Below are 23,008 nucleotides of genomic sequence, written 5' to 3'. Positions count from 1 at the left end.
GGCTGCGTACGATGCGGGGCCGGACATCCCCTCGTCGGGTGGAGGTAGCGACGGATGTCAGGCCAGCAGGACGGTTTCGCCCTCGGCGTGGACCTCGGCACCTCGAACACCGTGGCCGTGTTGCGCTGGCCGGACGGGCGTACCCGCCCGTTGCTGGTGGAGGGTCAGCCGATCCTGCCGTCCGGTGTGTACGCCGACACCGACGGGCGCCTGCACGTCGGGCGGGACGCGCTGCGGCTGGCCCACGCCGACCCCGACCGGTACGAGCCGAACCCGAAGCGCCGCGTCGACGAGCCGGAGGTGCTGCTCGGCGACCGCCGGCACACGCCGGCCGAGCTGCTCGGCGCGGTGCTGCGCGCGGTGGGTGAGGCGGCCGTCGGCGCGCTCGGTTTCCTGCCGCCCGCCGTGGTCACCTGCCCGGCCACCTGGGACGCGGACCGGCGGCAGGTGCTGGCCGAGGCGCTCGCGCTGGCCGGCTGGCCGTCGGCGGCCGAGCACACCCTGTCCGGCCCCATCCCGCCCGGGACCCGGCTGCTGCGCGAGCCGGTCGCGGCGGCGCGCTACTACACCGAGGTGCTGCGCCGGCCGGTGCCGGTCGGCGAGTCGGTGGCCGTCTTCGACTTCGGCGGCGGGACGCTGGACGTCGCCGTGGTCCGCAACGAGGGCGCGGACCCGTGGGGTGACTCCGGCTTCACGGTGATCTCCTGCGGGGGTCTGGACGACCTGGGCGGGCTGGACCTGGACGCCGCCCTGCTCGCGCTGGTCGGTGAGCGGGTCGCCGCCACGCATCCCGGGCAGTGGGCGCGGCTGCGCGAGCCGGCCGACACCACGCAGTGGCGGGAGCGGCTGCAGTTCGTCGAGCACGTCCGGGGCGCCAAGGAGATGCTGTCCCGCACCACGGCGGCGCCGGTGGCGGTGCCGGGGGTCCCGGCCGCCGTGTCGTTGACCCGCGCCGAACTGGAGGGTGTGGCCACCCCGCTGCTGCGGCGGGCGGTCGCCGAGACCCGGCGGGTGATCGGCGCGGCCGGGCTGACCCCGGAGCGGCTCGCCGGGCTGTTCCTGGTGGGCGGCTCGTCCCGGATCCCGCTGGTGGCACGGCTGCTCCACGCCGAGCTGGGCATCGCACCGACCGTGCTGGAGCAGCCCGAGCTGCCCGTCGCCGAGGGCGCGCTGACCGACCTGCCGCTGCGGCGCGACCGCTCGGCCGCCCCGCCGCTGCCGCTGGCCCCGGTCGGTGCGGCCCCCGCCGGTCGGCCGGCCGCGGCCACCCCGGACGCCGGCCCGGCCGGCACCCTCCTCGACGCCGGCACGCCGCCGCTGCCCGCCGCGGACCGACCGACCGCGGCCGACATGTCGCTCACCGTGGCGGACCAGCCGGACGGCACCACCGTCGCCGCCGGACCGCACGGCACGGCCGTCGCCCCGCACTCACCCGCCCCGGGTACGCCGGCCCCTGCCCTGCCGCCGTACGGGTCGCCTGCGGGCGTACCCCGGCAGGGGCCCGGGATCCCGCACCAGCCGGGCGGGTGGCCGGGCTGGCCCGGCGTACCCGGGAACGGGACGCCCGGGTCGGTGGCCGCGTCGGCCGGCGGGGGCCGGCGGCGACGGGCCCTGTGGATCTCGGTCGGGGCGGTGGCCGCCCTGGCCGGGGTGGTCACGGCGACCGTCCTCTACCTCACCCGGGACCGCCACCCGGAGCTGGACTTCCAGGCGTTCGGCAAGGGCATCCGGGTCGCGGGTGCCAGCGAGCGGCCGGCGGAGATGTTCACGGCGGTCGCGGGCGACCGGGCCTACCTGGCCTATCCGCGCGAGGACGACCGGCTGGCGGTGGTGGCCGTCGAGGCGGGCACCGGCAAGAAGCTCTGGACCGGGGAGAGCGCCACCACGTCCGATCAGTGGGCCGGAGTGGTCGCGCTGCCCGGCGCGGTGGCGCTGCTCGCGGACGCCGCCGGCAGCAGCACCCCGCGCCAGCTCGAGGTGCTCGACGGCGGGTCCGGCAAGCCGCGCTGGCAGCACACCGTGCACGGGGACGACCAGATGTTCGTCGGCAGGGACGTGGTGGCGCTCACCGACCGCGAACGGAAGCGGCTCGTCGGGCTCAAACTGAGCAGCGGCGACGAGAAGTGGTCGCTGAACGACCTCACCGACGAGTACGGCAACAGCCGCACCAGCGTGCACCCGGTGACCAGCGACGAGGCGGTGTCCGGCCCCGGGTACGGCGACGGTTCGCCCCGCGACCCGGAGCAGAGCCCGGTCGAGCAACTCGTGCAGGTGAGCGCGGACAGGTCGGTCCGGCTCATCGACCTCGGCTCCGGCGGTGAGGTCCGCCGCTGGAAGGCCGTGGCCGAGCCGGACGACCTGGTCGCCGCCCACGAGGACCGGCTCTACGTGGCGGGCGACGACGGGCGGCTGCTCGCCTACGACCTGGGGAAGCAGGCGCAGCCGAGCGTGCTCTACCGGGCCGAGGACGACGACCGGCGGGCCAAGGCGCTGGCACCGTGCGGGGAGCACCGGGCCTGCCTGCTGGAGGTGACCGGTTCCGACGACGAGACCGCCGTGGTGGTCGCCGCGCAGGAGGGGCAGGGCGTCAAGCGGTGGGCGGCGCCGGGGATGACCCAGCTCGTGCCAGTGGGCGAGCGGGTGCTGGCCCGGCGGATCTACCCGGAGCCGGCGGCGACGCTCTTCGCGGCGGACGGGACGCGGGTGCTCGACGCCGAGGACGGGGTGGCCGTCCGGGTGGACGCCGGCAACCTGCTGCTCTTCGCCGACCCGCTGGGCAGCTCGGTGGACGACCGCAGCGTGGCCGGGGTGGGCGCCGGGTCGGGCAGGGTGGTCCAGCTCGGCGAGCTGAAGGACGTCCGGGGCGACTCCTGCTCGTGGAACACCGAGGTCGTCGCCTGCGGCTCCGAGCAGGACTTCGTGCTCCACCGCTTCGTCACGGAGTAGCGCCCAGGTCGCGGAAGACCGCCAGCGCCGCCGGGTCCTCGATGGTCGGCGGCACCGGCTCGTCCCGCCCCTCGACCAGCCCGCGCATGGTCCGGCGGAGGATCTTGCCGGAGCGGGTCTTGGGCAGCGCCGGCACCACGGTCACCCGGCGGAACGCGGCCACCGGCCCGATCCGCTGCCGGACCAGGGCCACCAGCTCACCGGCGAGCGCGTCCGGGTCCGCACCGGCGCCGGCCTTGAGCACCACGTACCCGCTGGGCACCTGCCCCTTGAGCGGGTCGGCCACGCCGATCACCGCGCACTCGGCGACCGCCGGGTGCGCCGCCAGCACCTCCTCCATGGCCCCGGTGGAGAGCCGGTGCCCGGCCACGTTGATCACGTCGTCGGTGCGGCCCATCACGTAGAGGTAGCCGTCCTCGTCGAACCGGCCACCGTCGCCCGTCAGGTAGTAGCCGGGGAAGGCGGTCAGGTAGGAGCGGACGTAGCGCTCGTCGTCGCCCCACAGGGTGGGCAGGCAGCCGGGCGGCAGGGGCAGCCGGATGACGATCGAGCCGTCGGTGCCCGCCGGGACCTCCCGGCCGCCGCCGTCGACCACCCGGACGTCGTACCCGGGAACGGGTACCGAGGGGGAGCCGGGCTTGATCGGCAGCGGCTCCAGGCCGCGCGGGTTGGCCGCGATCGGCCAGCCGGTCTCGGTCTGCCACCAGTTGTCCACCACGGGCACGCCGAGCCGCTCCCCCGCCCACGCCCAGGTGTCCGGGTCGAGCCGCTCACCGGCCAGGAACAGGGTGCGCAGGCTGCTCAGGTCGTACCCGGCCAGGAGCGCGCCGTCCGGGTCCTGCCGGCGGATCGCCCGGATCGCGGTGGGCGCGGTGAACAGGGCGGCCACCCGGTGCTGGGCGACCACCCGCCAGAACGCCCCGGCGTCCGGGGTGCCGACCGGCTTGCCCTCGTAGAGCACCGTGGTCGCGCCGGTGAGCAGCGGCGCGTACACGATGTAGGAGTGGCCGACCACCCAGCCCACGTCGGAGGCGGCCCAGAAGACGTCGCCCGGCTCGATGCCGTAGACGTTCCGCATCGACCAGCGCAGCGCCACGGCGTGCCCGCCGTTGTCCCGGACCACGCCCTTGGGCCGACCGGTGGTGCCGGAGGTGTAGAGGACGTAGAGCGGGTCGGTGGCGGCCACCGGCACGCACTCCACCGGCTCGGCGCCGGCCATCGCCTCGTCCCAGGTCAGGTCGCGGCCGGCGACCAGCGGAGCGGGCTCCTGGGGGCGCTGCACGATCACGCAGTGCGCCGGGGCGTGGGTCGCCTCGTCCAGCGCGGCGGCGAGGATCGGGTGGTAGGGAACCACCCGGTCCACCTCGATGCCGCAGGAGGTGGCGACCACCACGGTCGGCCGCGCGTCGTCGATCCGGACGGCCAGCTCGTGGGCGGCGAAGCCGCCGAAGACCACCGAGTGGACCGCGCCGATCCGGGCGCAGGCCAGCATGGCGATCACCGCCTCCGGCACCATGGCCAGGTAGAGCAGCACCCGGTCGCCCCGGCCGACGCCGAGCCGGCGCAGCGCACCGGCGAACCGGGCGGTCTCGGCGAGCAGCTCGGCGTAGGTGAGGGTGCGGACCGTGCCGGTGACCGGGCTGTCGTGGATCACCGCGGGCTGGTCGCCCCGGCCGGCGGCCACGTGCCGGTCGAGGGCGTTGTGGCAGGTGTTCAGCTCCCCGTCCGGGAACCACCGGAACAGCGGTGCGGCGCTGTCGTCGAGGATCCGCTCCGGCGCCCGGTGCCAGTCGAGGTCCGCCGCGGCCTCCCGCCAGAAGCCGGCCGGGTCGGCGATGCTCCGCTCGTACGCTGATCGATACGCGCCCATCCCGTCATGCTGGCCGCGCGCCCGGGCCGGCGCAACGGCCCATCGGGTCGGCGCGCCGGAAGGGCGCCCCGGCTCGGTGAACGGCCCGGCCCGCCGATGGGGTCCCCGTTTCCGCCCGGCCCGGCAGGGGTACGGCTGGCACATGGAGACGAACACGAAGGCGTACCTGGTGGGCGGTCCCCGGGACGGCAGCAGCCAGGACGCGGGTGACCAGGCCCTGTTGGAGATCGAGATCGACGGCATGATCCACCGCTACATCCGCACCACGAAGCAGCACGACGGCGGCAGCGTCTACAACTACGACGGGATGGTGGCCCCGGGCGGCGGCGAGCCGGGCGTCGAGGACCCGGCGGCGCGGGTCGCCTCACCGAAGGCCGACGCCGAGGGGCAGTGACCGCTCAGCCCACCGGGCGACGGATGAACCGCGCCCGGCCGGGTAATGCGAGCGCCGTCCTGGTGGAGTGACGACCGGCGTCGCGGCGTTCCGCGACCGGGCGCGCGGGCGGGCGGCGGACAGCCGCCCCGCCCGCGGCCACGGCGGGTCAGTTGCCGGTCACCCAGTTCCAGGCGGAGACCACCCACTCGGTCTGCTGGAGGTAGGCCACCCCCACGCCGGCCAGGAAGAGGGCGGTCACCAGGTGGGCGCCGCGGGCGCTGCGCCGCACCCGGCCGAGCTGCCGCTCCAGGACCAGCCGGCCGAGCAGGCGGGCCAGGGCGAACAGGCCGGTCGCGGTGAACAGGCTGAGCACGAAGGTGAGCAGCGGGGCGGTCAGGTCGCCCCGGCCGGAGATCGCCCAGACGCCCCAGCAGACGAAGGCGAACAGCGCGCCGGCCGCGCTCCACTCCCCGCCCTTGCGGAGCTGGGCGACATGCCAGCCCATCGGCCGGCGAGGGGCCGAATCGGCCGTCCAGTCGTTCGCGTCGACGGCGGGGAACGGCTCGGTCCGGGGCGTACGGGACTGGCCGACCGCCGCGACGCCGCGCCGGAACGCGTCCCGCTGCTGGGGCACCACGGCGGGCTGCGGCGGCACCTCGACCGTCCGCTCGGCCCACGGCTGTGTCTGGTCCGCCATCTCGTGTCCTCCCCCTCGACCGACGCCGGCCACGGTTCCGAGGGTAGCGAGCCGGCAAATAGGGTGCCGACCGCGAACGTGATGGGTTAGACACACCCGATGACGGACGCGCTGGTTCCCCGGGCCGATGACTTCGACGAGATCTCCGCGCTGCTGGCGCTGGCCTTCCACGGCGGCTTCGACCCCGAGCTGGTGGAGGTCGAGCGCGGGGTCTTCGAACCGGACCGGTCGCTGCTGGTCCGCGACCGCGGGACCGCCGTCGCACACGCGGCCGCGTTCAGCCGCGAGCTGGCCGTGCCCGGGGCCAGCGTGCCGGCCGCGCACGTGACCATGGTCTCGGTCGCGCCGACCCACCGCCGGCGCGGGCTGCTCACCGGGCTGATGCGCCGGCAGCTCCGGGAGATCCGCGACGCCGGCCGGGAGCCGCTCGCGGTCCTGTGGGCCAGCGAGGGCCGGATCTACCCCCGGTTCGGCTACGGCCTGGCCGCGCAGCGGCTCGTCCTGGCCGGCGACACCGCCGGGCTGCGCCTGCCGGACCCGACGCCCGACGAGGGCACCCTCCGCCTGGACCTCCCGGCGCCGCACCGGGCCGAGCTGGCCCTGCTGTACGAGCGGGTGCGCGCCGACCGCCCCGGCTGGTCGCGCCGGGACGAGCGCTGGTGGGACTACGTGCTGGCCGACGTGAAGGGGCTGCGGGGCGGCGCCACCGAGCGCCGGGTGCTGCTGCACGAGGGGCCGGACGGCCTCGACGGGTACGCGCTCTACCGGACGAAGGAGGAGTGGGCCGACGCCGGTCCGCGCGCCGAGGTCCAGGTCGGCGAGGTGGTGGCCGCGCGGCCGGAGGCGTACCTGGCGCTGTGGCAGTTGCTGCTCTCCATCGACCTGACCCGCCGGGTGTCCTTCCCGATCGCCGCCGTGGACGAGCCGCTGTTCCGGCTGGTGGACGAGCCGCGGCAGCTCGGCGCCCGGCTCGCCGACGCCCTCTGGGTCCGCGTCGTGGACGTGCCGGCCGCGCTGGCCGCCCGCCGGTACGCCACCGACGTCGACGTCGTGGTCGAGGTCACCGACGACCTGCTGCCGGAGAACAGCGGCCGGTGGCGGCTGGTCGGCGGCCCGTCCGGGGCGGAGTGCGCGGCCACCTCGGCTCCGGCCGGGCTGGCCTGCGACGTCCGCGCCCTCGGCGAGCTCTACCTGGGCGGCGCCGGCCTGGCCGCGCTCACCGCCGCCGGCCGGGTGCGGGAACTCGTCCCGGGAACGGCGGCGGCGACGGCCCCCGCGCTCGGCTGGCACCGCGCCCCCGCTCCCATGGAGGTTTTCTGACTTCCGGCACCTGCCGCGTGCTGCGCCCCGCCCGGTACGGTCGGGTGATGGGTGATGCGGAGCGCCGCCGGCGGCGGCTGCGGCACCACGGCGACGCCGGGACGCCGGACGCCGAGGGTGCGAGCGCGAGCACGGCCGGGGTGCACGACGGCGACGGCTCCGGGCCACCGCGCGGCGGCAGACGCGCCGAGCCGGACGACGGCTCCAGGTCGCCGCGCGGCCCCAGACGCGCCGAGCCGGAGTCGTCGGACGACGGCTCCAGGTCGCCGCGCGGCGCCAGACGCGCCGAGCTGGAGTCGTCGGACCGGGGCCGGCGGGCGGGGCCGCCCGGCGAGGAGGGCGAGCGGGGGCTGCGCGGCCTGGTCGGCTCGGGTTCCTCGCAGGTGAGCGTGACGGCCGCCCTGCGGGCGCGGGACGCCGCCCGGCCGAGCGACGAGGACCTGGCCGAGGCCGAGGCCCGGGTGATGATCGTCCGGCGCAACTGGGTGCCCCGCGAGGAACTCCCCCGCACCGGGCGGTGACGGGCGCGACCCGGCGGCCGCCGCCCGTCAAACAACGCGTCAGGCGGGCAGGTCGGGAAGCTCGCGGCTCTGCTCGTAGTCGGCGACCTGGGCGATCCGGCGGGCGTGCCGCGGGTTGCCGGAGAACGCGGTGGTGAGGAACGCCTCGACCAGGGCGGTGGCCTCGTCCAGGGCGTGCTGCCGGGCGCCGACCGCGATGATGTTCGCGTCGTTGTGCTCGCGGGCCAGCTGGGCGGTGTCGATGTTCCAGGCGAGCGCCGCCCGAACCCCGGTGATCTTGTTGGCGGCGATCTGCTCGCCGTTGCCGGATCCGCCGATGACGACCCCGAGGCTGCCCGGGTCGCTCACCACGCGCTCCCCGGTGTGCAGGCAGAAGGCCGGGTAGTCGTCATCCGGGTCGTAGGCGTGCGGGCCGACGTCGACCACCTCGTACCCCTGCTTGGCCAGGTGGTTGGCGAGGTGCACCTTCAGCTCGAAGCCGGCGTGATCGGATCCCAGGTAGACGCGCATACCGCGCAGTCTGACAGGCCCGCCCCCGTGCCGGCGCGCGGGCGGCGGCACGGAGGCGGATTCGTCACACGGCTCAGCGCGGCAGTTCGGCGACGACCAGCCCGGCCCGCGCCTTCGGGGTGAACCAGGTGCTCTTGCGCGGCATCTTCTCGCGGGCCAGGTTCACCGCGACGAAGTCGTCCACGGTCACCGGCGCCACGAGGACGGCCAGTTCGGCCCGGCCCGCGTCGACCTCGCCGGTGAGCCAGCTCGCCGGGTAGTCGCCGCCCACGTAGGTGATCCGCTTGTCGCCCGGGTCGAGGCCGAGCGCGTCGCGCAGCACGAGCCGCTCCACCAGGGCGTGGTCGAGGTTCTCCAGCCGGCCGCCGCCGACGTGCGGCAGGCGCACCGCGTACCCCTGGCCGGCGAGGTGGAGGTGCACGGCGCCGCCGGTCGCCGGGACGCCGACCGGGCCGGCGACCGGGGTGATCTCCGCGCCGGCGGCCCGGAGCCGGTCGAGCAGCTCGTCCGGGGTGGTGGTCAGCTCGCTGACCAGCCGGTTGTAGGGCTGGATGGCGACCGAGGCCGGCGTGGTGATCACCGACAGGAAGCGCGGGAAGCCGCCGGTCTGCGCGGCCAGGCTGCGGTGGTTGCCGTCGGCGACCACCAGCTCGCCGCCGCCCGCCAGGGCGGTCAGCTCGTCCTGCGCCGGGCCCGGGCCGACCAGCCAGATGGCGTGCGTGCGGCCGGCCTGGTCCACGTCGGTGGCGGCGGGGACGCCGGCCGACTCGGTCGCCGCCGTGAGCGCCGCGTGCAGCTCGTCGCCGCGACCGGTCTGGAGCAGGAGTACGGGTGAGAGCAGGTGACCCAGCGCCTCGGCCAGGGCGACCCGCTCCCGCACCTTGGCGATGAACACGTCCTCGTTGCGGATCACCAGGCCCGGCTCGTCGGCCCGGGTGGAGATCTGGTCGGTGTCGACCATGGCGAACAGCCCGTACGCGCTCTCCTCGCCCGGCGCGCTGATCCGGTAGAGGACCACGACGTGCTCGGCCGGCGTGTAGCTGCCGTCCGCCTTGGCCTCGGCGAGGCGGGCCACCGCGTCGGGGAGCGCGTCGAGGAAGGACTTCCCGAGGCTTCCCGGCGCCCGGTGGGGCATCTCGATGCCCAGGGCACTGTGCGGATTCGCCTCGACGATGGCGGTGATCTCCGCGTCGTCGGCGAACTCGTCGTAGTTCTGCGCGCCGGTGCCGCCAGTGGTGATCCAGGCCCGGGTGATCGGATGCACGACCGTCATGCCCGCTGACGCTACCCGCGCCGCCGGAACCGCCGGTGCCGGACCCGCACGCCGTCCACCAGATGAAAGGCGGGGCCCCTTGTTAACGCCTCAGGTAGAGCAGGGGCCCCTTCTTAACACCTCTCAGGCGGTGCACTCGGTGCCGGCACTGCGATGGCGGCCGGCGCCGGGTGCCGAGGCGGCAGCCGCGGTGAGACGTACCGTCGTGGCCCCGACCGGCACCGGGCGACCGGCGGGGGTGCCCGTCCGGACCGGGCCGGGCGTACCGGCCGGGCCCGGACCTGCGCCGGCGGGTGGGGTCATCCGGGACGTGGCAACCACCCGGGCCACGCCGACAACGATCGGCGGAGCCAGCAGGTCCACCAGCTCGGCGGGCAGGGACGGCCGGACATCCGGCCAGTCGCCCTCGGCCACGGACCAGTACGTGGCACCGGGGACTTCGGTCTCCGTCACCGGCGCGTCGTCGGACATGCGGCGGTGCTTACCCATGGGAACGCCTCCAGGAGCTGCCGGGGTGCGACCGGGACGGCCGCCGGCTGAACACCCGGTGAAACGAGCCCCGCGCCGCCCGGGTGACGGTGGGCGGCGCGGGGCCAGGGGTGTTAAGAGGGGGCCCCTGCTCTACCGGAGGCGTTAAGAAGGGGCCCTTCCTTGCGGCTCAGTCGAAGACCGGGCCGACCTCCCGGGTGCGCTTCAGCTCGTAGAAGCCGGGCGTGCCGGCCACCAGCAGGACGCCGTCCCAGAGCCGGCCGGCCGCCTCGCCCTTCGGCGCCGGGGTGATCACCGGGCCGAAGAAGGCGACCTGGCGGCCGTCGGGGCCCGGGGCGTGGATCACCGGGGTGCCCACGTCGGTGCCGACCGGCCGCATGCCCGCCTCGTGGCTGGCCCGCAGGGCCTCGTCGTACTCGGTCGACTCGGCGGCGTCGGCGAGCGCCGGGTCCAGGCCGACGTCGGTGAGGGCGCCGGCCAGCATCTCCCGGCCCAGCTCCTCCTTGCCGAGGTGGATCCGGGTGCCCATCGCGGTGTAGAGCCTGCCCAGCGTCTCCCCGCCGTGCGCCTGCTCGACGGCGATGCAGACCCGCACCGGGCCCCAGCCCTTCTTCATCAGGTCCTGGTACTGCTCCGGCAGGTCCCGACCCTCGTTGAGCACGGACAGGCTCATCACGTGGAACCGGATGTCCACGTCCCGGACCTGCTCGACCTCCAGCAGCCAGCGCGAGGTGATCCACGCCCACGGGCACAGCGGGTCGAACCACATGTCCACGGCGACACGTTCGGTCACGGTGTCATCCCTTCACGACTCCACGCGCCGGAGCTCCGGCGCCTTCCCCTCCGATCCTCACCCCCCGCGGCATCGGCCGGTAGCGGAATGAGAGCGTGACCTCGGCCACCGAAGCGTGTCCGTGCATGGAAGACTCGGTTTCGGACCGGCCGTCACGAGCGGGCCGGGGAGGCCGGTGCCGCAGGGCGCGGCGAGACGAGTGGGATGGAGACGAACAGTGCCGGGAGTCCGCAACCTGACCCAGGTCGAGGCCACCGAGCGGGCCCGCCTGCTCGACGTCACCGGGTATGACATCAACCTTGACCTGTCGACCGCGGTGCAGGCCGACGGCCGCACGTTCCGGTCGGTGACCGAGGTCCGGTTCCGCTGTGTCGAGCCGGGAGCGAGCACCTTCATCGAGACGGCCGCCGAGTCGGTGCGGTCGGCGACGTTGAACGGCACGCCGGTCGACCTCTCCGGCTGGTCCGCGGAAAACGGTCTCACACTCACGGGCCTGGCGGCCGACAACGTCCTCGTGGTCGACGCCGACTTCGGCTACTCCAACAGCGGGCAGGGCCTGCACCGCACGGTCGACCCGGAGGACGGCGAGACCTACCTCTACAGCCAGTTCGAGACGGCCGACGCGCAGAAGGTGTTCGCGTGCTTCGACCAGCCCGACCTGAAGAGCGTCTACACCTGGCACGCGACGGTCCCGGAGCACTGGCGGGTGGTGTCGAACATGCCGGTGGAGCGCGAGGAGCCGGCCGGTGAGGCGCTCAAGACCGTCCACTTCGCCGAGTCGGCGCGGATGAGCACCTACATCACGGCGCTGTGCGCCGGCCCGTACCACGAGGTGCGGGACAGCCACGACGGCATCGACCTGGGCGTCTACTGCCGGGCCTCGATGGCGCAGTACCTGGACGCGGACGACCTGTTCCTCATCACCAAGCAGGGCTTCGACTTCTTCCACGAGAAGTTCCAGGTGCGCTACCCGCTGCCCAAGTACGACCAGCTCTGGGTGCCGGACTTCAACGCCGGCGCCATGGAGAACTTCGGCTGCGTCACGCACGCCGAGTCGCACTACATCTTCCGCTCGCAGGTCACCGACTTCGAGTACGAGCAGCGGGCCAACACGATCCTGCACGAGCTGGCCCACATGTGGTTCGGTGACCTGGTCACCATGCGCTGGTGGAACGACCTGTGGTTGAACGAGTCGTTCGCCGAGTGGGCCAGCCACTGGTGCAACACCCACGCCACCCGCTTCTCCGACGCCTGGACGACCTTCCTGTCCATCCGGAAGAACTGGGGCTACCGGCAGGACCAGCTCTCCTCCACCCACCCGGTCTACTGCGAGATGCCGGACCTGGAGGCGGTCGAGGTCAACTTCGACGGCATCACCTACGCCAAGGGCGCCAGCGTGCTCAAGCAGCTCGTCGCGTACGTGGGCGAGGAGCCGTTCGTGGCCGGCCTGCGGGCCTACTTCGGCAAGCACGCCTGGGGCAACGCCACCTTCGACGACCTGCTCTCCGAGCTGGAGACGGCCTCGGGCCGGGAGCTGCGCAAGTTCGCCGCCCAGTGGCTGGAGACCGCGCAGGTCAACACCCTGCGGCCCGAGGTGGCCATCGGCGCCGACGGCGCGTACGAGCAGGTGCTGGTGCGGCAGGAGGCGCCGGCCGGGCACCCGACGCTGCGGACCCACCGCATCGGGGTGGGCCTCTACGATCTGACCGACGGGCGGCTGGTCCGCCGGGAGCGGGTCGAGGTCGACGTGACCGGCGAGCTGACCGAGCTGTCCGTGCTGCACGGCAAGCCCGCCGCCGACGTGCTGCTGCTCAACGACGACGACCTGACCTACACCAAGCTGCGGCTGGACGAGCGGTCGATGGCCACCGTGGTGCAGCACATCGCCGGCTTCGACTCGTCCCTGGCCCGGGCGCTCTGCTGGACCGCCGCCTGGGACATGACCCGCGACGCCGAGCTGTCGGCCCGCGACTACGTGGCGCTGGTGCTGGCCGGGCTGCCGGCGGAGACCGACATCAACCTGGTCACCGCCACCCTGCGTCAGGCGACCACCGCGCTCACCTTCTACGCCGACCCGGCCTGGGCGCCGACCGGCTGGGCCGACCTGGCCCGGACCGCCCGCACCGCGCTCACCGCGGCCGAGCCGGGCAGCGGCTTCCAGCTCGCCTGGGCCCGGGCGTACGCCTCCGCGGCCCGCTCCGGCGAGGACCTGGCCACGCTGCGCGGCTGGCTGAACGGCGGCGAGGTGCCGGCCGGGCTGACCGTGGACACCGAGCTGCGCTGGACCGTCCTCCAGTCGCTGGTGGCCAACGGCGCGGCCGGGGCCGCCGAGGTGGAGGCCGAGCTGGCCCGCGACCGGACCGCCAGCGGCGAGCGGGAGGCCGCCTACGCGCACGCGCTGGTGCCGACCGCCGAGAACAAGGCGGCGGTGTGGGCGCAGCTCACCGGCCCCGAGGCGCTGCCGAACTGGCGCAACCGGGCGCTGCTGCAGGGCTTCACCCACCCGGCGCAGGTGGAGCTCACCGCGCCGTACCGGGAGAAGTACTTCGCCACGGTGGCGCAGGTGTGGGCGCAGCGGGACAGCGAGCCGGCGCAGGAGTTCGTCCAGCTCGCCTACCCGGCGTACCTGGTCGAGGACGACACGGTGGCCGCCACCGACGCGTGGCTGGCCCAGGAGGGTCAGCCGGCCCCGCTGCGCCGCCTGGTGGCCGAGGGCCGCGACGGCGTGGCCCGGGCCCTCAAGGCCCGCGCCCGGGACGCCCAGACCGCCTGATCCGCCGGCGGGTGGCCCGGGGAGCGCCCGGGCCACCCACCGGCGGACACGAGAAAGCCCGGCCCGCGTTTCGCGGGCCGGGCTTCGTCGTGTGCGGGTGGGCTCAGCCCTTGCCGGCGTGGCTGGCGAGCTGGTCGAGGCCCTGGATGACGCCGCCGGCCAGGTCGCCGCCGCCAAAGGAGGCCACCATGGAGAGCGCGGCCAGCTTGGCGTACGTGTCCGGGATGCGCTTGCGCGCGTAGCGGCCGGTGACGATCTCCAGCTGCCGCTGGTTGGGCGACACGGCGATCAGCACCGACCGGTCCGGCTCGGCGAGCTGGCGGTGCAGCCGCTCGGCGTGCTCCCGGATCGGCTCGTCGAGGCCGCCCACGTAGACCGAGAAGACCAGGCCGGTGCCCTGGTCGGCCAGGCGGAGCGCCTCGTCGATGCGGAGCAGCTGACGGGTCGAGAACGGCCCGTCCAGGACCTCGGGCGGGCTACCGGTCCCCGCCGCGGCCTGCTTCTCACCAACGGTCACTTGCGCCTCCGGTTCCACCGGCCGGTGCCTCCCGGCCGGCCTGCTCCTGCTTGCGGCTGGTCAGCGCCGGCGCCTGCGCCCCGGCGGCCAGTGCGGTGCCGGCCGAGTCGGCCAGCTGCTCCGGACGGCCCAGGAACCAGACCGGAGTGAAGTCGAAGGGCCGGCCCGGCCGGTAGCGCTTCGCGCCGCCACCGCCGCCGCCGCGACTGCCGGCGGCCGCCAGTCCGGCGATCACCAGCACGGCGGCCGCCGGGATGCCGACGAAGACCAGCAACGTCTCGGTAACAGACAATCCCAACGCCCCCAGGCGGAAAGAGAGACCAGGAATGTTCCGGGTCGGGTGGACGGTCATGACGACGCGCGCCCGACTCCGCTTGTGCTGTTCACGTTAGCGGAGTCGACGGCCCGCCAGATTGCGGGGTGCTGATCCCACCCGCCACAGCCGTGCTCCAGTTGCGCGGCAGTGCCTATCAATGTCGCGTCGTCGCCGTAGCGGCCGGTGAGCAGCACGCCGACCGGCATCCCGTCGCCGGTGCGGCCCACCGGCAGCGAAACGGACGGGTCGCCGGTGACGTTGAAGATGGCGCAGTACGGCGAAAACCGCCGCTGCCGGTCGAAATCCTCGGCCGGAGCGAGGCTCGCGAACGCACCGACCGGCGCCTGCGGCGCGGCGAGGGTCGGGCAGAGCAGCAGGTCGCAGCCGGCGGTACGGCGCACGCCACGGCGTACCTGCGCCTGGAGTTCGCCGAGCGCGGCCATCAGCGGGCCGGCGCCGACGGCCGTGCCCCGGGCCCGCAGGAACCGGGTCAGCGGCAGCAGGTCGCTCTCCCGTTCGGACGGCACGGGGGCGAGCGCCAGCACGTACCAGACGGTCTCGAAGAGCGGCCACGCGTCGGGGCCGAGCGGCGCGGGGACGTCGACCACCTCGTGGCCGGCCTCGGTGAGCAGCGCGGCGGCCCGGTCGACGGCGGCCACGCAGTCCGGGTGGACCGGCTCGTCGGCGAGCATCGGGGCGGTGAACCGGCCGATCCGCAGCCGGCCCGGCGCGGCGGCCCGGGCGGCGCCCAGGTAGCCGCCGGTGGGCGGGGCCGGCGGCAGGTAGGGCTCGCCGGGCACCGGTTGGGCCAGGACGTCCAGCAGCGCGGCCACGTCGGTCACGGTGCGGCCGAGCGGGCCGCTGATGGGCAGCCCGAAGGCACCGAAGCCGAGCGGGCCGCCGGAGACCAGGCCCCGGCTGGGCTTGTAGCCGACCAGGCCGCAGAGCGCCGCCGGGATGCGCAGGGAGCCGCCGCCGTCGGAGCCCTGCGCCACCGGGACGAGCCCACCGGCCACGGCGGCCGCCGCCCCGCCGCTGGACCCGCCCGCCGTGTACGCGAGGCCCCACGGGTTGCGGGCCGGCGGCGCGACGAGGCCCTCGGAGTAGAGCGAGCAGCCCAGCTCGGACGTGGTGGTCTTGCCGAGGCTGACCAGCCCGGCGGCGGCCATGAACCGGACCACGTCGGCGTCGACGGGTGGCACGAAGTCGGCGAAGGCCACCGAGCCGAAGGTGGTGCGGACCCCGGCCGTGAGCGTGAGGTCCTTGATGGCGGTCGGCACCCCGTGCAGCGGGCCGCGCCGGTCGGCCGGCACCGCGTCGGCGGCAGCCGCCGCCGCCCGGGCGCGGTCCGGGGTGACGGTGACGAACGCGCCGAGGGTGTCACCGAGGGCGTCCACCCGGCGCAGGTGGTGCTCGACCAGCTCCACGCTGGACACCTCGCCGCGGCGGATCGCGGCGGCCTGCTCCAGCGCGGTCAGGTCGTGCGGCTCGGGCATGCCCCCATCCTGCCTGGTCACCGCGGCCCTCGCACTCATCACCCGCCGCGCGCCGGCCGGCGGCGGTCAGCCGTGCAGGAAGCGTAGGGCGTTGCGGGAGAGCAGCTTGTCGCGCTGGTCGGCGGTGAGGAAGTCGGCCTTGCGGACCACCTGGCCGACCGGGCGCTCCCCCAGCGGGTACGGGTAGTCGCTGCCGACCAGCACCCGGTCCTCGCCCATCGTGTCGACCAGCAGCCGCAGCGCGGCCGGTTCGAAGACGACGGAGTCGACGCTGAACCGGTCGACGTAGGCGCTCGGCGGGGCGCTGGACGCGCCGCGGACCAGGTCGCCGCGGCGGTGCCAGGCGTTGTCGGCGCGGCCCAGCCAGAACGGGAAGCTGCCGCCGCCGTGCGCGAAGCAGATCCGCAGCGACTCGGGCACCCGGTCGAAGACCCCGCCGAGGATCAGCGCCAGCACCGACAGGTGCGTCTCGGCCGGCATCCCGGTCAGCCAGCGGGCCATCCACCGGTCCAGCCGGGGCCCACCCGGCATGTCCCACGGGTGCACGAAGACCGGCGCGCCCACCTCGGCGCAGTGGGTCAGGAACTGCACGATGCCGGCGTCGTCGAGGTCGCGGTCGCCGACGTGGTTGCCGATCTCCACCCCGGCGTGCCCGGCGGCCAGGCAGCGGTCCAGTTCGGCGCAGGCGGCGTCCGGGTCCTGCAACGGCACCTGGCAGAACGGCACCAGGCGGTCGCCGCCGGCCGCGGTGACCGCCAGGGTGAGGTCGTTGAAGATCCGGGCCACCTTCACGGCCTGGTCGGCCGGGCGGTCGTAGCTGAAGAAGACCGGGGTGGGCGAGACGACCTGCACGTCGACGCCGTCGGCGGCCATGTCGGCAAGCCGCGTCTCCGCGTCCCAGCACTCCGCGCCGACCGGCCGGAACTCCGTCTCCCCCACCATGATCATGGCGGCGCGCTCGGAGTCCACCCGGAGCCAGGGCCAGCCGGACCCGCCGCACGCCGCCGCGAGGTCCGGCCACCCCTTGGGTACGACGTGCGTGTGCACGTCGACGACGCGTGGACGCATCAGCCCTTGCCCGGGTGCAGCGCGCCGCAGTTGGTGCAGGTGCGGGCCTTCTCGTCGCCGTAGAACGCCGCGAAGACCGGCGGCAGGTCGGCGGCGATGTCGCGGACCTGGAGCTCCACCTCGTGCACCTGATGGCTGCACTCGGTGCAGTACCACTGGAACTTCTCCAGCGTGCCCTCCTCGCGGACCCGCTCGATCACCATGCCGATGGAGCCGGCCTCGGGGCGCTGCGGCGAGTGCGGGGTGTTGCGCGGCAGCATCCACATCTGACCCTCGCGCACGTGCACCGTACGCGGGCCCTCGGGCAGCATGAGGTTGATGTGCATGTTGCCCTTGACCTGGTAGAAGAACTCCTCGTACGGGTCGACGTGGAAGTCGGTCCGCTGGTTCGGGCCGCCGACCACCATGACGATGAAGTCGTCGCTGCCCGGCAGCATCTCCTTGTTGCCGACCGGCGGCTTGAGCAGGTGCTGGTTCTCCCCGATCCAGCCGGAGAAGCTGAACGGCTCGGCGATCTCACTCATGACGGACCTCCCGACGGAAGTAGGGCCACGGCCTGCATCTCGATGAGCAGGTGCGGGTGCGGAAGCTGGTGCACGGCCACCGTGGTCCGGGTCGGCCCGGTGGCGTCGAAGAACTCCGCCCACACCTCGTTGTAGCCACCGAAGTCGTTCATGTTGACCAGGTAGCTGGTGACCTGCACCAGGTCGGCCAGGTCGGCGCCGACCGAGCGGAGCAGGTCGCGGATGTTCCCGATCACCGCCCGGGTCTGCGCCCGGATGTCGAGATCGGTGGTGCCGAACTCGTCCACCGCCACACCGGCGAAGGTGTTGTCCGGCCGGCGCGACGACGTGCCGGAGACGAAGACGAAGCCGCCGGCGACCTTGACGTGCGGGAAGGCGCCGCGCGGCACGGCCTTCCCGGCCACCACCCTGGCCGTCACGCCGTGGCCCGCAGGGAGGCGGTGCCGAGCTTCTCCACGACGGCCCGGACGTGCGCGCCGGGGCGCAGCGGCACGGCGGCGGTGGCCGCGCCGGCCAGGAAGACCCAGCCCTCGCGGAGCCGGACGCCGTGCCGGCCAGCCAGGCGGATGCCCTCGTCCAGCGCGCGGCGCGGGTCGCCGAGGATCGCGGCGGTCGAGCCGACCTGGGCCACCCGACCGTCGATCTCCAGCAGCACGCCGAGGTTGTCCAGCCCGTCCGGCACCGGCGACCAGGGCCCGACCACGAACGCGGCGGCCGAGGTGTTGTCGGCCACGACGTCCGGCAGGGAGAAGGTGAAGTTGGCGTACCGAGAGTCGATCAGTTCCAGCGCCGGGGCGACCGCGCGGACCGCCTCGGTGAACGCGCCGACCGGCTCGCCGGGCTCGGGGAGGCGGTCCAGCAGGAACGCCACCTCCGGCTCGACCCGGGGGTGGATGAAGCCCGCCACGTCGACGCTGCCGCCGTCGGGCACCCGCATGGCGTCGGTGAGCCGGCCCCAGATCACCTCGTCGACGCCGACCTGGGCCATCTTCGCCTTGCTGGTCAGGCCCATCTTCAGCCCGACCAGCCGCTCACCCCGGTCGAGGCGGCGCTGCAGCAGCGCGGCCTGCACGGCGTACGCGGCGTCCACGTCGAGGCCGGTCTCGGCGGCGAGCTGCGGGATGGCGGTGGCCGTGTCGGCGGCCGCGCCCAGCTTCTCGGCGATCCCCGCGATGTCCGGTCCGATCATGAGTGGTTCTCCTTGCCGGCCAGGTCCAGTGCCACGTCCACGATCATGTCCTCCTGGCCGCCGACCATGCGGCGCCGGCCCAGCTCGACCAGGATCGAGCGGACGTCCACCCCGTACTTCGCGAAGGCCCGCTCGGCGTGGCGGAGGAAGCTGGAGTAGACCCCCGCGTACCCGAGGGAGAGCGTCTCCCGGTCGACCTGGACCGGCCGGTCCTGCAACGGGCGGACCAGGTCGTCGGCCGCGTCCATCAGCGCGAACACGTCGCAGCCGTGCTTCCAGCCGTGCAGCTCGGCGACCGCGACGAAGACCTCCAGCGGGGCGTTGCCGGCGCCCGCGCCCATGCCGGCCAGCGACGCGTCCACCCGGACGGTCCGGCCGTGCGGGGCGTCCGCGCCGGCCGGCCCGGGGCCGGGGATGCGGCCGTGCTCGACGGCCAGCACGCTGTTGGCCACGCCCAGGGACAGGTTGTGGTGGGCGTGGATGCCGATCTGCGTCTCCGGGTCGAGCACCTGCCGGTACGCGTCGACCCGCGCGGCCACGTCGGGCATCAGCAGCCGGCCACCGGAGTCGGTGACGTAGACGCAGTGCGCCCCGTACGACTCCATGAGCTTGGCCTGGGCGGCCAGCCCGGCCGGGTCGTTCATGTGCGACATCATGAGGAACCCGGAGACGTCCATGCCGTTCTCACGGGCCCAGGAGATGTGCTGGGCGGAGATGTCCGCCTCGGTGCAGTGGGTGGCGATCCGCACGCTGGTGACGCCGAGCGCCTTGGCCGCCTTCAGGTCGGCGATGGTGCCGATGCCGGGCAGCAGCAGGGTGGTGAGCCGCGCGCTGGTCAGCACCTCGGCGGCGGCGGCGATCCAGTCGGCGTCGCCGGCCGCGCCGTGGCCGTAGTTGACGCTGGAGCCGGCCAGGCCGTCGCCGTGCGCCACCTCGATGGCGGCCACCCCGGCCGCGTCGAGCGCGGCGGCGATCGTCCGCACCTGGTCCACGGTGTACCGGTGGGCGATGGCGTGCATGCCGTCGCGCAGCGTCACGTCCTGGATGTAGAGGTCGGTCATCGCGCGTCCACCTTCCGCAGCGTGACCAGCCGCTCCGCGGTGCGCAGCGCGGCCGAGGTCATGATGTCCAGGTTCCCGGCGTACGCGGGCAGGTAGTGCCCCGCGCCGGAGACCTCCAGGAAGACCGACACCTGGAGCCCGGTGAAGTGCCGGCCCAGCACCGGCGCGTACGTGTCCACCCGGTCGAACTGCACGTCCTGCTTGAGCCGGTAGCCCGGGACGTACTCCTGCACCGACTTCACCATGTCGGCGACCGAGGCGGCGATCGCGGCCCGGTCGGCGTCGGCGTCCGGGCAGAGGCAGTAGACGGTGTCCCGCATGAGCAGCGGCGGGTCGGCCGGGTTCAGCACGATGATGGCCTTGCCGCGCTCGGCGCCGCCGACCACCTCGATGGCCCGGGCCGTGGTCTCGGTGAACTCGTCGATGTTGGCCCGGGTGCCCGGCCCGGCCGACTTCGAGGCGATCGACGCGACGATCTCCCCGTACGCGACCGGGGTGACCCGGCCGACCGCGTGCACGATCGGCACGGTGGCCTGCCCGCCGCAGGTCACCATGTTCACGTTGGGCTCGCGCAGGTGCTCGTCGAGGTTGACCGGCGGCACCACGTACGGGCCGATCGCGGCCGGCGTCAGGTCGACGACGGTCCGGCCGTGCGCCCGCAGGACCGCGTCGTGGCGCCGGTGCGCGCCGGCCGAGGTGGCGTCGAAGACCAGCTCGACGTCGGCGAACTCCGGCATGGCGACCAGGCCGTCCACGCCCTCGGCGGTGGTCGCCACGCCGAGCCGGCGGGCCCGGGCGAGACCGTCGGAGGCCGGGTCGATGCCGGCCATCGCGACCATGCGGAGGCTGTCACTCAGCCGCAACACCTTGATCATCAGGTCGGTGCCGATGTTGCCCGACCCGAGCACCGCCACGCCGACGCTCATGAGGCCTCCTTGGAGAAACAGGTCCGCACCGAGCCGAGCCCGGAGATCCGTGCCTCGTACGCCGCGCCCGGCCTCACGGGCACCATCGGGCCGAGCGCCCCGGAGAGCACCACGTCCCCGGCCTTCAGCGGGTCACCGGCGCGGGCCATGGTGCCGGCCAGCCACTCCAGGGCGTGCAGCGGATTGCCGAGGCAGGCCGCCCCGGCGCCGACCGAGACCGGCTCGCCGGCGTGCTCCAGCACCATGCCGCAGAGCCGCAGGTCCACGTCGGCCAGCCGGCGGGGCGCCGTGCCGAGCACGAACAGCCCGCTGGAGGCGTTGTCCGCCACCGTGTCCACGATGGAGATGTCCCAGCCGGCGATCCGGGAGTCGACGATCTCGATGGCCGGCAGCACGTGATCGACGGCCCGGATCAGGTCGACGGTGGTGACCCGCTCGTCACGCAGGTCGGCGCCGAGCACGAAGGCGATCTCCGCCTCCACCCGGGGCTGGAGCAGCCGGCTCATCGGCACCTCGACGCCGTCGCCGACGGCCATGTCGTCGAAGAGCACCCCGAAGTCGGGCTGGAAGACGCCGAAGTTCTCCTGCACGGCGCGGGAGGTGAGGCCGATCTTCGCGCCCACCCGGCGGTGGCCCTTGCCGAGCCGCTGCCGGGTGTAGACCTGCTGCACCTGGTAGGCCGCCTCGATGTCGCCCTCCGGCAGCAGCCGCCCGCGCAGCGGCGGGCACGGCTTCTCCTCCTGCCGGGCCACGGCCAGTTCCCGGTTGGCGGCTTCGATGTCGACGGTCATGCCGGCTCCTCGCTGCGTTCGCTTGAGACGCCGGCCATTCTGCCCGTCCCGCGCACTCATGTGAGGTCCACGCAGACGTTGGTGAGTTCGGAGTAGAAGTCGAGCGAGTGCACCCCGCCCTCCCGGCCGATGCCCGACGCCTTCACCCCGCCGAACGGGGTGCGCAGGTCGCGCAGGAACCAGGTGTTCACCCAGACGATGCCGGCGTCCAGCCGGGCGCCGGCCCGGTGCGCCCGGCCCACGTCCCGGGTCCAGACCGTCGCCGCCAGGCCGTAGTCGGTGCCGTTGGCCAGGGTGTACGCCTCGTCCTCGTCGTCGAACGGCGCCACGTGCACCACCGGGCCGAAGATCTCCTCGGTGTTGGTGCGGGCATCCGGGCCCAGCCCGGTGAGCACGGTCGGCTGCACGTACGCGCCGCCGTCGCGGGCGTCGCCGAAGCGCGGCGTCCCGCCCCCGGCGCGCACCTCGGCGCCCTCGGTGCGGGCCAGCTCGTAGTGGCCGAGCACCTTGTCCCGGTGGCCGTGCGAGATCAGCGGCATGTTCGCCGTGGCCTCGTCGGCCGGCCACCCGTACGCCAGCTCGTCGGCGCGCTTGGCCAGCCGGGCGGTGAACTCCTCGAAGACCGGCCGCTGCACGTAGATCCGCTCGGTGCAGAGGCAGACCTGGCCGCCGTTGGTGAAGCTGGACCGGACCGAGCCGGCGACCGCCGCGTCCAGGTCGGCGTCGGCGAAGACCAGGCCGGCGTTCTTGCCGCCCAGCTCGAAGCTGACCGCCTTCACGCCGTCGGCGGCGGCCCGCATGATGGCGCTGCCGGTGGCCGACTCCCCGGTGAAGGTGATCGCGTCGACGCCCGGGTGCCGGGTGAGGTGCTCGCCGGCCGAGCCGGGGCCGAAGCCGTGCACCAGGTTGAACACGCCCTCGGGCACGCCCGCCGCGGCCATCACCTCGGCGAGCAGGGTGGCCGACGCCGGCGTCTCCTCGCTGGGCTTGACCACCACGGCGTTGCCGCAGGCCAGGGCCGGGGCGACCTTCCAGGTGAGCAGGAGCAGCGGCAGGTTCCACGGCACGATGATCGCGACCACGCCGACCGGCTTGCGGACCGCGTAGTTCAGCGCCCGGCCGCCGGTCGGGGTGACCGTGGTGAACGACTCGGTCGGCGCGGTCGCCACGATCTCGGCGAACGCCCGGAAGTTGGCCGCCCCGCGCGGGATGTCGAGCGTGCGGGCCTGGGAGATGGCCTTGCCGGTGTCGGCGACCTCGGCGGCGACCAGGTCGTCGAAGCGGCGTTCCAGTTCGTCGGCGACCCGGCGGAGCACCTCGGCGCGCTCCCGCTCCCCCATCCGGCCCCACGGGCCGCGCAGCGCCGCCCGGGCGGCGGTCACCGCGTCGTCCACGACGGACTCGCCCGCCTCGACCACCTCGAAGACCGGCTCACCGGTGACCGGGCTGCGCTTGGTGAACCGCGAGCCGGCGTCCACGAAGGACCCGCCGACGAAGTTGCGCAGCAGGCCGGGGCCGTCCGGCGCGTGCCCGGCCATCAGCCGGGGATCCC

21 protein-coding genes and 1 pseudogene are annotated in these 23,008 nt (G+C 74.5%); 5 read left to right on the top strand and 17 right to left on the bottom strand.

What is annotated here, in order from left to right; genetic code table 11:
* Window positions 1–54 precede the first annotated feature (54 nt).
* Entirely contained in the window at window positions 55–2,946 is a 2,892-nt protein-coding gene (locus tag ABZS80_RS27530; protein WP_355060279.1) for an Hsp70 family protein, read from the top strand.
* Here the strand turns inward: ABZS80_RS27530 and ABZS80_RS27525 are convergent.
* Window positions 2,936–4,816, bottom strand: coding sequence for a propionyl-CoA synthetase (locus tag ABZS80_RS27525; protein ID WP_355060278.1), 1,881 nt, complete (start codon window positions 4,814–4,816; stop codon window positions 2,936–2,938). The two genes, ABZS80_RS27530 and ABZS80_RS27525, sit on opposite strands and share 11 nt — an antisense overlap.
* 142 nt (window positions 4,817–4,958) lie before the next feature.
* On the opposite strand from ABZS80_RS27525, the gene ABZS80_RS27520 reads away from it, so the two are divergent.
* The gene (locus ABZS80_RS27520) at window positions 4,959–5,210 is read left to right on the top strand and encodes a hypothetical protein (protein WP_355060276.1); all 252 of its coding nucleotides are present in this window, start codon (window positions 4,959–4,961) and stop codon (window positions 5,208–5,210) included.
* Between the two features lie 148 nt (window positions 5,211–5,358).
* Here ABZS80_RS27520 and ABZS80_RS27515 read toward each other — a convergent pair whose 3' ends face one another.
* The gene (locus ABZS80_RS27515; RefSeq protein WP_355060275.1) at window positions 5,359–5,889 is read right to left on the bottom strand and encodes a hypothetical protein; all 531 of its coding nucleotides are present in this window, start codon (window positions 5,887–5,889) and stop codon (window positions 5,359–5,361) included.
* A gap of 99 nt (window positions 5,890–5,988) precedes the next feature.
* Here ABZS80_RS27515 and ABZS80_RS27510 point away from each other — a divergent pair, with 99 nt between their 5' ends.
* A complete protein-coding gene (locus tag ABZS80_RS27510; RefSeq protein WP_355060273.1) occupies window positions 5,989–7,209 on the top strand; it encodes a GNAT family N-acetyltransferase in 1,221 nt (406 codons plus the stop codon).
* A 305-nt stretch (window positions 7,210–7,514) separates the two neighbouring features.
* Window positions 7,515–7,730 (top strand): annotated as a pseudogene (locus ABZS80_RS27505) (hypothetical protein); the annotation flags it as partial.
* Window positions 7,731–7,769: 39 nt separating this feature from the next.
* Here the strand turns inward: ABZS80_RS27505 and ABZS80_RS27500 are convergent.
* The 4 genes from ABZS80_RS27500 to ABZS80_RS27485 all read right to left on the bottom strand — a co-directional run bounded on the left by ABZS80_RS27500 (window position 7,770) and on the right by ABZS80_RS27485 (window position 10,795).
* A complete protein-coding gene (locus ABZS80_RS27500) occupies window positions 7,770–8,240 on the bottom strand; it encodes a ribose-5-phosphate isomerase (protein WP_355060271.1) in 471 nt (156 codons plus the stop codon).
* A 73-nt stretch (window positions 8,241–8,313) separates the two neighbouring features.
* Window positions 8,314–9,513, bottom strand: a complete 1,200-nt coding sequence (locus tag ABZS80_RS27495) for a DUF1015 family protein (RefSeq protein WP_355060269.1) — start codon at window positions 9,511–9,513, stop codon at window positions 8,314–8,316.
* A gap of 123 nt (window positions 9,514–9,636) precedes the next feature.
* The gene (locus ABZS80_RS27490; protein ID WP_355060267.1) at window positions 9,637–9,984 is read right to left on the bottom strand and encodes a hypothetical protein; all 348 of its coding nucleotides are present in this window, start codon (window positions 9,982–9,984) and stop codon (window positions 9,637–9,639) included.
* Window positions 9,985–10,171: 187 nt separating this feature from the next.
* Window positions 10,172–10,795 carry a DsbA family protein gene (locus ABZS80_RS27485; protein ID WP_151461778.1) on the bottom strand — a complete coding sequence of 208 codons (624 nt, stop codon included), beginning with the start codon at window positions 10,793–10,795 and terminating at the stop codon, window positions 10,172–10,174.
* A gap of 217 nt (window positions 10,796–11,012) precedes the next feature.
* Here ABZS80_RS27485 and pepN point away from each other — a divergent pair, with 217 nt between their 5' ends.
* Window positions 11,013–13,568: an aminopeptidase N gene (gene pepN, locus ABZS80_RS27480; protein ID WP_355060265.1), complete on the top strand. Its 2,556-nt coding sequence runs from the start codon at window positions 11,013–11,015 to the stop codon at window positions 13,566–13,568.
* Between the two features lie 103 nt (window positions 13,569–13,671).
* Here the strand turns inward: pepN and ABZS80_RS27475 are convergent, their stop codons facing one another.
* The 11 genes from ABZS80_RS27475 to ABZS80_RS27425 form a co-directional block, all read right to left on the bottom strand.
* Entirely contained in the window at window positions 13,672–14,085 is a 414-nt protein-coding gene (locus ABZS80_RS27475; protein ID WP_355060263.1) for a DUF5130 family protein, read from the bottom strand.
* Entirely contained in the window at window positions 14,072–14,359 is a 288-nt protein-coding gene (locus ABZS80_RS27470; protein ID WP_107076375.1) for a hypothetical protein, read from the bottom strand. Before ABZS80_RS27470 ends, ABZS80_RS27475 begins: the two co-directional genes overlap by 14 nt.
* Before the next feature lie 74 nt (window positions 14,360–14,433).
* On the bottom strand, window positions 14,434–15,897 hold the full coding sequence (locus ABZS80_RS27465) for an amidase (protein ID WP_355060261.1): 1,464 nt from the start codon (window positions 15,895–15,897) through the stop codon (window positions 14,434–14,436).
* Between the two features lie 66 nt (window positions 15,898–15,963).
* Complete coding sequence (locus ABZS80_RS27460; protein WP_355060260.1) at window positions 15,964–16,965, bottom strand: amidohydrolase family protein; 1,002 nt, start codon at window positions 16,963–16,965, stop codon at window positions 15,964–15,966.
* On the bottom strand, window positions 16,965–17,489 hold the full coding sequence (locus ABZS80_RS27455; protein WP_151461783.1) for a 3-hydroxyanthranilate 3,4-dioxygenase: 525 nt from the start codon (window positions 17,487–17,489) through the stop codon (window positions 16,965–16,967). Before ABZS80_RS27455 ends, ABZS80_RS27460 begins: the two co-directional genes overlap by 1 nt.
* Window positions 17,486–17,908 (bottom strand): RidA family protein, encoded by a 423-nt coding sequence (locus tag ABZS80_RS27450; RefSeq protein WP_355060258.1) that lies wholly within the window; start codon window positions 17,906–17,908, stop codon window positions 17,486–17,488. Before ABZS80_RS27450 ends, ABZS80_RS27455 begins: the two co-directional genes overlap by 4 nt.
* The gene (locus tag ABZS80_RS27445) at window positions 17,905–18,678 is read right to left on the bottom strand and encodes a fumarylacetoacetate hydrolase family protein (protein ID WP_355060256.1); all 774 of its coding nucleotides are present in this window, start codon (window positions 18,676–18,678) and stop codon (window positions 17,905–17,907) included. Before ABZS80_RS27445 ends, ABZS80_RS27450 begins: the two co-directional genes overlap by 4 nt.
* Entirely contained in the window at window positions 18,675–19,739 is a 1,065-nt protein-coding gene (gene dmpG / locus ABZS80_RS27440) for a 4-hydroxy-2-oxovalerate aldolase (protein ID WP_355060254.1), read from the bottom strand. Before dmpG ends, ABZS80_RS27445 begins: the two co-directional genes overlap by 4 nt.
* Window positions 19,736–20,665 carry an acetaldehyde dehydrogenase (acetylating) gene (locus ABZS80_RS27435; protein WP_355060252.1) on the bottom strand — a complete coding sequence of 310 codons (930 nt, stop codon included), beginning with the start codon at window positions 20,663–20,665 and terminating at the stop codon, window positions 19,736–19,738. Before ABZS80_RS27435 ends, dmpG begins: the two co-directional genes overlap by 4 nt.
* Window positions 20,662–21,456, bottom strand: coding sequence for a fumarylacetoacetate hydrolase family protein (locus tag ABZS80_RS27430; protein WP_355060250.1), 795 nt, complete (start codon window positions 21,454–21,456; stop codon window positions 20,662–20,664). The genes ABZS80_RS27435 and ABZS80_RS27430 overlap by 4 nt, the downstream gene beginning before the upstream one ends.
* A 56-nt stretch (window positions 21,457–21,512) precedes the next feature.
* Window positions 21,513–22,994, bottom strand: coding sequence for a 2-hydroxymuconic semialdehyde dehydrogenase (locus ABZS80_RS27425; RefSeq protein WP_355060323.1), 1,482 nt, complete (start codon window positions 22,992–22,994; stop codon window positions 21,513–21,515).
* Window positions 22,995–23,008: the final 14 nt, after the last annotated feature.

The organism is Micromonospora sp. NPDC005305 (assembly GCF_040607315.1).
GTDB lineage: Bacteria > Actinomycetota > Actinomycetes > Mycobacteriales > Micromonosporaceae > Micromonospora.
This window is presented reverse-complemented; position numbering and strand designations above follow the sequence as displayed.